Genomic DNA, 11779 nt, shown 5'->3' with positions numbered 1-11779 from the left:
TAAAGGACTCGCTGTCGCTCGATTTGTTTGTTGGTGCAAATTCATCTCGCCACTAAAAGGCACGTCCGCCGTTACCTTCGGTAACTCTACTCGGACTCGCTTTATAGTGGGAGTCTTCTTTGCACATTTTAAGATAAACCGTGATCCGTAAGCCACGGACGCAAGGTTTACCACCGCGCTTCTGAGGTTCAACGGTAATGATATCTCGGTAATTCATGGATTTTTATGGTTGGTTTCAAAAAGGATCTGGTGCGTTACACAGGAACAGAGATTATCGATTGATTGATAAATCACTCTCCTGCTAACCCTACATGATCAGCGATCGCGCTGCGATCGTCACCTATCACCCCGCTGCAAACTATTTCAGCGTATAACGTTCCCGTTCACCCGCCGCAGATATCCTTGAATACTCATCAAATAACCTCTCAACGGTCGGGTGCATGGGCGTTGTTAGACTGCGATCGATTGCTTCAAGCATGAGCATGGTGCGTTCCCAGAAATCTATTCAGTGGAGTAGCAAGAGTTGCATTAAGGAACGCACCCTACAAGATCGGCGATCGCTGATTCAGCTTCGGCGCGATCGTAATTCATCTAATAGCCGCAATACAATCTCCAAGACCTCTTCGGCGGAGCGGTATTTACCTGTTTGTAGCTTGGTTTGAATAAAGCGTTCTTGGTCAGGTGTGAGATTAATCTTCATCACCATCCCAGAGTTGAGAAAGGGGCAAGGTTTCGCCTGCCATTGCCTGCTGCCAGGATCTCTGCAAACTTTCCGTAGAGAAACCCGTATTGTATTCTGTGGGTTGAGTCTGTGTGTTTTGGGAATGAGTTTGCTGAATGATATCCGAGAGGGCTTGCAGCAACTCTAGCTGTTCTGCCAACGAGAGCGATTGGGCAATCTGAATGGCTTGTTTAAGTTGACCTGTCATCGTTTATCCCTTCGTTTCTAATTACCTCATTATTGACTTTCAGCTACTTGCGCAAAGGGTTTTGGTGAGTTGCGTAGGAGCAATAATTATTTATTTTTTGATAAATCATTCCCCTATTAACGTATCCGATAAGAAGTGCGATCGCTATATCAAGACCGATTTTCTTTATGTTTGCGTAGTAATTCAATAACATGATCCGCTAACTTCATCGCTTTAGAAATATCTGAGCATTCACTGGCGGAGAATCTCTCAACTACAACACCCTCGTTAGTTAAAACACGAGTTCGAGAGTTTGCTTCTGCTGGGGTCTCATTATGTACTGTATCCCCATCAATTTCAACACACATAGTAATACCATCCTTCACGATAATGAAATCAGGTTCTATTCGAGAGTAAGTTTCCCCACCACGGAGAAACACTGGCAGGGGAGCAAAGGCAACACCTTTTGATTTGAGAGCATTGTAGAAGTGGATTTCATTCTGAGAACGAAAGAGCAAACCATCTTGCTTTCGATTCGCGATATTGTCTGACCTAACACGCCCTTGATTAGTAATGCCTTTACCAGCAAGCCAATCTAGTGCCTTCTGCTGCCAATCATCAATTTGGATCATGGAGGGGGCTATGTGTATGCGCTCGATCCATGTGCAATCATAGTGATGTATGAACACAGAGAACTTCTCAGTTAGCTGTTCTGTAATATACTCAATCTCGTTTTGAATTTCAGTAAAGATATGACGAGGAATATCTATATAGATGGTGTACAAATCTGTATCACCATTCCAGTTGTCGTAGCCGGTTATCTTTGCCTTAATCTTCGCGTTAGCCAAGATTGACACCAATTTAGCATTGCCTTCTGTTGCGTACATTCGGGCAATATTCTGAATCAAGCGGTCAATATCTTCGGCTAGAGTCTTTGTCATGCTTCTAGTATTTCTCGTTAGTATATACAAAAAAACGGGCTATGCTCCTGAAAACTCTTGCAACAGCCAAGCCCCCACCTGTCCTTGATCCTGATGCCGACTACGCTCCAGTGCCGTAGCCAGCAACGCCATCGGCAAGCCACCTAAAACCTGTGAAACATCAAGCCGCTGGCTACCCTGGGGGGTGAGGGCATAGGCTAACACCGTCATCGCCTGGACATCCACAACCCAATATTCTTTGACCCCCAGCACCTCATACAAGGCACGCTTATTGCCCTGATCATCCAATAGCGAACTAGCCGCGATCTCAATCACTAAATCCGGCGCAGGATAGCGGTTTAAATCCACAATCGTTGTGCCCCAAGGAATCATTTGTGCCTGTTCTTGGAGGTAATAGGATGAGTCCGGTTGGCATTCCCGCTCCCCTGCCTGACGATAGCTGCAATTCACCAATCCTCTAAAAGCAATCCCCCGCAGGGTACAAAACAGTTGCACAGCAAAATCAATGAGGGCATTATCGGCAGCATGATCATGGCCAACGGGTGACATTTCAATCCTCATGTGGTTGTGATGATAATAGCCTTTGGCTTTGGCCAGCGTTGGCTTGGCAACCATTTGAAGATAGTCTTCCCAGGATGCCGCGATCCAAGTATTGGTCGGTAATGCGGGTTCTGAAGATGTTTTGAGCGAACTCACTGCCTGTACCTCTGGATCGCGCCCTTACTCTGCATTGTAAACTGTCTCTCCTTCACGCCTAAGCCTGTTTTCGTGAGGTGCTTTGACGCGATGTTGCCCCGCAAGACTAACACGATGTTGCTCCGCAAGGCTAACGCCAACGCACCTACTCCATTAACCACCCAAATAACTCCTGAATCGTCAACTCAAACCCATCCATAAAGTCCGGCACGGGCAACCCCTCCGCCGCCCCCTCGAATACCTCAATCTCCTGCTTTGGGCGATATACAAAAACGGTCTCTTCTGCGGGGTCAATCAGCCACCCTAGTTGTGAGCCGTGCTGCAACGCATAGATGATTTTTTTGACGACTTTAGTTGACCCTTGATCGGGCGATAAGATTTCAATGAGCCAATCCGGCGCGATCGCAAACACATTTGCAGTCTGCCCCGTCTCCAGCCGAGGAATTCGTTCCCATGTGAACACCGCCACATCTGGAACGATCGCCCAATTCCCAAACGTACAGCGCAACTCTGGAAAGGCGCGGGCAATTTTATCCCGCTTCACTGCCCCATTAATCGCACTGACCAATTCACCTTGAATAATGCTGTGATGTCCTTGGGGCATGGGTTTGGTGACAATTTGGCCATTTAGATATTCCCGTGCAGGTTGGGTGTCTGGCTCTGCTAAAAATGCCGCCAAACTCAATGGGGATTTTGATGTATGAACCATCCGTAGAAATTCCTGGGGAGTATTTCTAAAGTGTAGCGAACGGACAGGATGGGAGAATTCAATTCATCAGCGTTTGACCTCTTCCAAACCTCTCCCGGCATACCCATTAGGGTCGCTGGGAGAGGTTGTTAAACAGGGATTAAGGGACTCGATTAACCCAGGTCGCGATCGGTTACGGCTCCGAGGTGGCTAGAGGAGACGAGTTTGGCATATTTCGCCAACACGCCACGGGTGTAGCGGGGGGCGGGGGGTTGCCATTGGGCGCGGCGTTGGGCGAGTTCTTCGTCTGAAATATTCAACTGCAAGAGTCGCCCATGGGCATCGATGGTGATCGAATCTCCTTCTTGGACGAGGCCGATCGCACCCCCCACCGCTGCTTCGGGGGCCACATGACCCACCACCATGCCGTAGGTTCCGCCGGAAAAGCGCCCATCGGTAATCAACCCGACCGAATCCCCTAAACCTGCGCCGATGATCGCGGAGGTGGGGGCGAGCATTTCCCGCATACCGGGGCCGCCTTTGGGGCCTTCGTAACGGACGATGATCACATCCCCGGCTTGGATTTTCCCGGCTAGGATCGCATCGAGGCATTCTTCTTCGGAGTTGAAGACGCGGGCGGGGCCGGTGATTTGGGGATTTTTCACGCCGCTGATTTTTGCCACTGCGCCATCGGTGGCGAGGTTGCCCTTGAGAATGGCGAGGTGGCCGCTGCGGTACATGGGATTGTCCCAGGGGCGGATCACCTCTTGATCCGGGGAGGGTTCGTCGGGGATGTCGGCGAGGACTTCGGCGATGGTTTGGCCGGAGATGGTGAGCGCGTCGCCGTGGAGCAGGCCGTGGTTGAGGAGCATTTTCATCACTTGGGGGATGCCGCCAGCGGTGTGGAGGTTGGTGGCCACGTAGCGGCCGCTGGGTTTGAGGTCGCAGATCACGGGGACGCGGGCGCGGATTGCTTCAAAATCATCCAAGGTGAGGTCAACGCCGACGGTGTGGGCGATCGCTAACAAATGCAGCACCGAATTCGTCGAACCACCCACAGCCATGATCACAGCGATCGCATTTTCAAACGCCTTCCGGGTCAGGATCTGACTCGGCAGAATTTGCTGACGCACCGCATTCACCAACACCGCCGCCGATTGGGCCGTACTTTCGGCCTTTTCCGCATCCTCCGCCGCCATCGTCGAAGAATAGGGCAAACTCATCCCCATCGCCTCAAAGGCCGAGGACATCGTATTGGCCGTATACATCCCCCCGCAAGACCCCGCACCGGGGCAGGCGTTGCGCTCAATATTCGTTAGGGTGGTTTCATCAATTTTTCCGGCGCTATATTGCCCCACCGCCTCGAAGGAACTAACCACGGTGAGATCCTGCCCGTCGTAGTGACCAGGTTTAATCGTGCCGCCATAGACAAAAATCGCCGGAATATTCAGCCGCGCCATGGCAATCATCGCCCCTGGCATATTCTTATCACAGCCGCCGATCGCCAGCACGCCATCCAAGCTCTGACCATTACACACCGTCTCGATGGAATCGGCGATCACATCCCGCGATACGAGGGAATATTTCATCCCTTCGGTTCCCATGGAAATCCCATCGGAGATCGTGATCGTCCCGAAAATTTGGGGCATGGCTCCGGCGGTTTTTAAGGCCGCTTCTGCCGTATTGGCCAAGTCACCGATGCCCATATTACAGGGGGTAATCGTGCTGAATCCGTTGGCGACCCCGATGATCGGCTTGGAGAAATCATCATCCCCAAACCCCACAGCGCGGAGCATGGCACGGTTGGGCGATCGCTGCACGCCCTGGGTCACAACTTGGCTTCTCCGGTTCTCAGACATAACGCTACACTCTCAAACTCAATTCTGTACTTTTGGTCTAGTTCTCACTGTGACATGAAGGGGGAACCGTCTCGCCACACCCTCATTGAAACTTAAGATTTTCCCCAGGGTTGACTACACTGGTGAATGAGGCGCGATCGCATGTCTGCTCATCTGTGCAACTCCCCTGGCTCTATATCGTCTCTCCGATTGACATATATTGACACAGGTTGATGATGGATTAGTGAGGGTCAGGGGATGAAAAAAGGTGCGATCGTTATCATTGATCTCCCCCAGTTTTAAAGTTAGATTCTCTTGAGATCTTATATTTTGGAGTTCTTTATTATGGCCATTCAGATCAGATCCGCCGTTGACAAAGCAATACAGTTTTTATGTAATGTCAACGCGGTAGGCATTCATGACCTCAAGGATTTGAGACTTGAAGAAATTGAGCGATCCGAGGATGATCATCATTGGTTAATAACCTTGGGCTATGCCGTTGAAACAGTTACAGCCGATCAGGGTTCTAATCATGATCTTCTGGCTATGATTTCTAGTAACCAAGCTCAAGGAACAATGGTTAAACCCATCTATGAGCGGGTTTATAAAGTATTCAAGGTTAATATTGAAACGGGTGATGTTGAGTCCATGAAAATCCGTACAGTATGAGTGATGAGTATCTGGCTCAACTGTGCAGTCGCTACCTTCAAAAGGGCATTCTCGTTGACTCTAACATACTCTTACTGTGGGTCGTTGGCAGACTCAACCCAAATCGAATTGAGACCTTCAAACGCACACGCGATTTTACAGTTGAGGATTTTGAATTACTGAATCAGCTTTTGGCTAAATTCACAAAAGTCATCACAACACCACATATTCTCACAGAAGTATACAATCTAGCTAATCAACTTAACTCTAGGGATAGAGAAGGATTCTTGTTTTGCCTAAGTCAATTAATTTCCAGTACGTTTAATGAGCAACAGGTTCCTGCTAAACAACTCATTCAAAATCCTAAGTTCACCACATTTGGCGTAACTGATTGTGGCATCATGAAGGTTGCAGCAGGACGATTTCTGGTGTTGACGGACGATTTCAAATTAGCAAGCTATTTAACTGCAATAGGGATCGATATGCTCAACTTCAACCATCTTCGCTTCAGAACTTGAATATCATGCCTCAATATCGACCGAAAGAATATTGTTCTAAGTAACCTGACCAGTTTCATACTGCGATCGCGCCATCATGATTCACGCTCACTCCCCCTCACCCGTAACCCCTGACGACTATCTAGAAGCCGAAAAGGATAGTCCGATTAAGCATGAATATATCAATGGCTCTATTTATGCCATGGCAGGCGCAAGTGATGCCCATGTCACCATCTGCGCGAATCTAACAGCGTTGCTACGTCCCCATCTTCGGAGCCAACCCTGTCGTTTATATCCCAGTGATATGAAGGTCAAGATTGTATCTCGAAATTGTTATTACTATCCTGATTTATTGATCACTTGCGACAGTAGAGATCAGAACTCAATGTACTTCAAGGCATATCCAAAAATCATCATTGAAGTATTGTAAAACAGTACAGAGGCCTTTGATCGAGGGGATAAATTTGATGACTACAGCGAAATCGAAACCCTCCAGGAATATGTGCTGATTAGCCAAAAACAACAGCGCATTGATTGCTTTCGGCGCAATCAGGAAGGGGTTTGGTTTCTCACACGATATCGTTCATCCGATCCGTTCACGTTAGAAACGATTAAGTTTAGTTGTGAGGTGACTGATGTTTATGAGGATGTGGTGATTCCAGTCCAGCCTGTGAATGAAGCAGTGGAATGAAAACCAGCCCACAAAAGCCGTGATTGTACGATGAAGTTGCTGGTAGGGTTAGGGTTGAATATATTGGGATGGTTACAGGACATGAGCACGGCGCGATCGCGCCCCACCCCCCCCCAAAAAATGCGGATATTATCCCTGATCATCAGTGCAACTTCCTTAGCCCTAACCATGACCCCCGTCATGGTGCAAGCCCAATCCATCACCGCCGCCCCCGATGGCACAGGCACACTTATTCAATATAACGGCAATACCTACCAGATCAACGGCGGCACACAAACCGGAGCTAACCTTTTTCACTCCTTTCAAGAATTTGGCTTAAGCCCTGGTGAAATTGCCAATTTTCTGAGCGATCCCGGCATTGTGAATATTTTCGGGCGAGTCGTCGGGGGGAATCCTTCGGTAATTCATGGGGCGATTGGTGCGAATCCGAATCTTTACCTGATGAATCCGGCGGGAATTGTCTTTGGGTCTGGGGTGAGTTTGAATATCGGCGGTGATTTTTTCGCCACCACGGCCGATCGCATGGGGTTTGAAAACGGTTGGTTTAACGCGACTGGGGTCAATGATTATGCCTCACTATGGGGCGCACCCAATCAGTTTTTATTTTTGAGTGAAACACCGGGGGCGATTCTCAATTTGGGGGCGTTGACTCTTGCGGGGGATATGCATTTGAGTGGCGGTACGGTGGTTAACCATGGTGCGATCGCCTCAACTCAGGGCCATGTAACCATTGCGGCCATTCCCGGTCAACGCCGCGTCACCCTCTCGCAGCCGGGAATGCTGTTGAGCCTCGATGTGAGCACCGATATATTCACGACCGGAATCACCCCGTTAGATCTGCCCAGTCTGCTCACGGGTTCTAGCGCCATCCCATCCCCTGGGGATGTGGCCATTCATGGCCCCGTGACTAGCCAAACCGTTGACCTCTACGCGGCGGGCCAGGTCACATCCACCGATGCGGGGCTTGTCGGGGGTAATGTGCGGGTGATTCGGTTCAGTGCAACGGGCGAGAATCCCGACCAAGCGGTGTTTATCGATCGCCGGGTGGACAATCCGGAGCAACTGCTCTACGGTACGGCGGCGGGGACGATCGCGCAGATCATCGAGCGGGATGAAAATGGGGTGACGGCGATCGCGGAGGAGTTGGCGGTGATTCGGGATGCGGTGGGGCCGGTGGAGTCGGTGGCCGTTGTGGCCGAAGGAAACGCGGGGAATATTTGGCTGGGAAATCAATGGGTAAACTCAGCGGCGATCGCTCGCCATCCAACCGACCTCGCCGCCTGGGGGGATAGCCTCACGGCCAGCGCCGATCTCCTGTTGTACAGTTGCTTCACGGCTTTAGGGGCGGTGGGGGAAGCCTTTGTGACGCAATTGGCCCAGACCACTGGGGCCAATGTGGCAGCTTCTACGAATATCACGGGCAGCGCTACGGTTAACGGTGATTGGACGCTCGAAGCTCAAACGGGAACCCTGGCATCCGGGAATCCGTTCACCCTCGAAACCATGACGGATTGGGAGGGAAAATTAGCGGTTTTGACGGTGCAGAGTGCGGCGGATATTGTGGCGAATGATGGTGCATTGACCTTACGAGAAGCGATCGTGGCGGCGAATCTGAATAGTGCGATCGATGGACAAATGGGCAGTGCAGGGGAAGATACGATTGTCTTTGATACGCTGGGAAATTTTGCAACGCCCCAACAGATTACCCTGCACAGCAATTTACCCAAAATCACCGAAGACGTGATCCTCACGGGTTCCGGTGAAGATCAATTAACCATTGATGGCAACGGCATCACAGGCAATATTTTCCATGCTGAAACAGATAATTTCACCCTTGAACATCTCACCGTAAAAAATAGTACTGAGCATGGCATCTATCACTGGGGTGATAATGGCAATTTAACGATTAATCATGTGACAACGGCTAATCATGGCGGTGCGGGGATTGTCTACGGTTTGCAAACGACGTTACCCAGTTTTTTTAATCCTGATCCCCAGAGTAAGATTACGTTGAATTACGTTACGGTGCGGAATAATAGCGAGGGAGGAATTATTAATTCTAGCGCGACGACGATGGAGATTAATCATTCTCGAATCACGGAAAATACGGAAACGATCGAGGGCGGCATGATCTACCATCGTCCATGGTTGGGCGCGGTGTTTCCAAATTTCAGCGGTTCCATGAGTCTGTTACGCATTACTGATTCACAGATTGATCATAATCAAAATGTCTATGCAGGCATTCGTGTGGATCGGGGTGATGTGCAGATCGATCGCACCTCAATTTTGAATAATCAGCTTCAAAGTAATGGTTCGGCGGTGAAGCTGTCGAGCTATTTTCGTGATCCGGCGACGAGTATTGCGATCGCTGATTCCTTGATTGCGGGGAATAGCGGCGGCAGGCAGGGGAGCGGGGTGCATATTCTGGCGAATAATTCTGGGAATGGGTTTGATCTGGATCTGACGCGGACGCGGTTTGAGCAGAATCAAGCGTTGGAGTCGGGGGATGATCTATATGTTGATCCGCTGAGTGTTGGGGTGGTGTCGGTGACGATCGCCGACGCGATCCGTGATGTGAATTTAGATCTCGGCGGGGGTCAAACAGACCTCATGATCGAGAGTGGGGGGGCGATTCGGCTGACGGGGAATTTTTCACCCTTGACGCGAGATATGACCTTAAATGCCCAAGGGGCGATCGATTTAACGGCGTTGGCCTTGAATGCGACGTTTGGGGGGGATATCTCGCTGACGGCGGGGGGGGATATTTTGACGAAAAATGTGTTTACCACGGCGTTGAGTGGCGAGAGTGGCGACCTGAGTTTCATCAGTCGGCAGGGCAGGATTATCACCACTAACGGCACGCTTGGGTCGATTGATACGCGATCGCGCAGTGGGAATGGTGGACGAGTGGTGTTGCAGGCGCGGGGGGATATTATCACGGGCCCCATTAACACGGAAGCCCAAGCGGGCGCGGGGGGACGGGTGGAGATCCGCAGTGATGGCGATGTGCGCATTACGGGTTTGGCGAATAATGATTTTCAATTGCGGCATCAGCCCGCGAGCATTTCCACGGCGGGGGCGACGGCGGGGGGCGCGATCGCCATTCATCACGGGGGGCGGGGTCTCGTTCCGTTTATCGTCGGTGATGCGGCCGTGAATGGCAGTTCCGACGCGATCGCCACCGGCAATCTATCCACCGTCACCCCCACTCAGGCGTTTCTCCTCGAACATCGCCAGCCGGGGATCTTGATTACACCCGGCCGCCTCACCTCCCCCAACGCCTCCACCCTCAACCCCCTCGACCCCATCACCCCTGATCCCCTAGATTCCGTCGCCGGATTGAGTCCCCTGCGCCCCTTGGACTTGGAAAACTTTCTAGGGGCGATCGCCCGTCAAGCCGGTGGCACATCTCACTTTCAGCAGTTCAGTAACGAAGGGGGCTTTGCGGTCACTTGGTATCTACCGGGCGAAACCACCCTCTCATCGTTACTGCAAGACGCTTCCATTGCCCAACAAGTCCGCCAGCTTGATCAGGTCATGGGTCAAGAATTTGCCGTCTTCGCAACGGTCGCCCCTGGGAACAATGGGATCGTGGATGATGCCGGCACGGACAACGCCCAAGACACCTCGGACACCTCCTCAGACAATAGCGAGGATGCGATCGCTACCATCCACGACACCTTCGAGCGCATCACCGCCCAAACCGGAACCGTACCCGCCCTGATCTATGCCGTCAGTCAAATTGATGTCTTGGAATTAATTGTCATCACCCCGGATCATCAGCTCCAGCGCATCATCGTACCGGACGCAGATCGTCAAAGCCTCCGCACCACCATCGCCCAATTCCGTCGCCACATCCAAGACCGATTTAGTCATGATTACTTCACCCCCGCTCAACAACTGTATGACTGGTTAATTCGGCCCATTGAATCCACCATTGAAGCCTTGGGAGTGGATAATCTGGTCTTTGCCATGGGTGAAGAACTGCGAGCCATACCCCTGGCCGCGCTACACGATGGCAAACAGTTCCTCGTTGAAAAATACAGTCTCGGTCAAATTCCGAGCCTCAGCCTAACCAATAGTGAGTATCAACCCCTCCAAAATGCGACAGTTTTAGCGATGGGAGCCTCAGATTTTCAACAATTAGACCCCTTGCCCGCCGTTCCCGCAGAATTAGCGATCGTCCAGTCCATGAACCCCAGCACCATCTATCTCAATCAAGCCTTTACCTGGGAGAACCTCTACCACGAAAGCAATCAACGAAACTTTGACATCGTTCATCTAGCCACCCATGCCGAATTCCGGCGCGGATCTGCCCACAACGCCTATATTCAACTCTGGGGTAATGAACAAATCACGATGAATCGGCTCCGAGAATTGAACTGGTATGATGCGCCCCAAGTGGAATTATTAATTTTCAGCGCCTGTGAAACCGCCCTCGGCGATCCCCTCGCTGAATTGGGATTTGCCGGGTTAGCGGTGCAAGCCGGCGTAAAATCCGTGTTGGCAAGTTTATGGAAGATTTCAGACGTGGGCACAATGCAACTGATGAGCCAGTTTTATGAGCATCTGAATCATGCGGACATTACGACCAAATCCGAAGCATTACGCCAAGCCCAAATCAGCCTCATTCATGGAGACTTGAATCCGCTCACGGACAGCAGCATTCAACACCACTTAACCGCAGAAATGTGGTTATCGACGCAATCCACGGCCTTGAGTCATCCTTACTATTGGAGTAGTTTTATGCTGGTGGGCAGTCCGTGGTAGATCATCACTGCTATTACTAATCAGCGAGAAAAATGGTATGTTTAAAAACAAGGGGCTTAAGCCCCTTGTTTGTTCTGGCGATCGCACCCTGCAATCCAGGAT

General features: G+C 50.8%; 8 protein-coding genes and 3 pseudogenes. 4 read left to right on the top strand and 7 right to left on the bottom strand.

The window, feature by feature from the left end:
- Positions 1-133 precede the first annotated feature (133 nt).
- From PN477_RS20735 to ilvD, 7 genes and pseudogenes are all read right to left on the bottom strand, one after another.
- Positions 134-217 (bottom strand): annotated as a pseudogene (locus PN477_RS20735) (DUF433 domain-containing protein); the annotation flags it as partial.
- A gap of 347 nt (positions 218-564) precedes the next feature.
- A pseudogene (locus PN477_RS20795) lies at positions 565-700 on the bottom strand (ribbon-helix-helix domain-containing protein); the annotation flags it as partial.
- Positions 690-929: a hypothetical protein gene (locus PN477_RS01375; protein WP_272122083.1), complete on the bottom strand. Its 240-nt coding sequence runs from the start codon at positions 927-929 to the stop codon at positions 690-692. The gene PN477_RS01375 and the pseudogene PN477_RS20795, both read right to left, overlap by 11 nt.
- 149 nt (positions 930-1078) lie before the next feature.
- Entirely contained in the window at positions 1079-1849 is a 771-nt protein-coding gene (locus PN477_RS01370) for a hypothetical protein (protein ID WP_272122081.1), read from the bottom strand.
- Positions 1850-1888: 39 nt separating this feature from the next.
- On the bottom strand, positions 1889-2545 hold the full coding sequence (locus tag PN477_RS01365; protein ID WP_272122079.1) for a Uma2 family endonuclease: 657 nt from the start codon (positions 2543-2545) through the stop codon (positions 1889-1891).
- Between the two features lie 145 nt (positions 2546-2690).
- Positions 2691-3254, bottom strand: coding sequence for a Uma2 family endonuclease (locus PN477_RS01360; RefSeq protein WP_272122077.1), 564 nt, complete (start codon positions 3252-3254; stop codon positions 2691-2693).
- Positions 3255-3406: 152 nt separating this feature from the next.
- Complete coding sequence (ilvD, locus tag PN477_RS01355) at positions 3407-5092, bottom strand: dihydroxy-acid dehydratase (RefSeq protein WP_272122075.1); 1686 nt, start codon at positions 5090-5092, stop codon at positions 3407-3409.
- 324 nt (positions 5093-5416) lie between these two features.
- Between ilvD and PN477_RS01350 the strand changes: the two genes are divergently transcribed.
- The 4 genes and pseudogenes from PN477_RS01350 (at position 5417) to PN477_RS01335 (ending at position 11677) form a co-directional block, all read left to right on the top strand.
- A complete protein-coding gene (locus PN477_RS01350; protein ID WP_272122073.1) occupies positions 5417-5740 on the top strand; it encodes a hypothetical protein in 324 nt (107 codons plus the stop codon).
- Positions 5737-6237 (top strand): PIN domain-containing protein, encoded by a 501-nt coding sequence (locus PN477_RS01345; RefSeq protein ID WP_272122071.1) that lies wholly within the window; start codon positions 5737-5739, stop codon positions 6235-6237. The genes PN477_RS01350 and PN477_RS01345 overlap by 4 nt, the downstream gene beginning before the upstream one ends.
- A 76-nt stretch (positions 6238-6313) precedes the next feature.
- Positions 6314-6907 (top strand): annotated as a pseudogene (locus tag PN477_RS01340) (Uma2 family endonuclease).
- Positions 6908-6937: 30 nt separating this feature from the next.
- A complete protein-coding gene (locus PN477_RS01335) occupies positions 6938-11677 on the top strand; it encodes a CHAT domain-containing protein (protein WP_272146906.1) in 4740 nt (1579 codons plus the stop codon).
- Positions 11678-11779 lie beyond the last annotated feature (102 nt).

The organism is Spirulina subsalsa CS-330, assembly GCF_028330765.1.
Taxonomy (GTDB): domain Bacteria; phylum Cyanobacteriota; class Cyanobacteriia; order Cyanobacteriales; family Spirulinaceae; genus Spirulina; species Spirulina subsalsa_A.
Note: the sequence above shows the minus strand (reverse complement) of the source record. Positions and strands in the feature narration are given on the sequence as shown.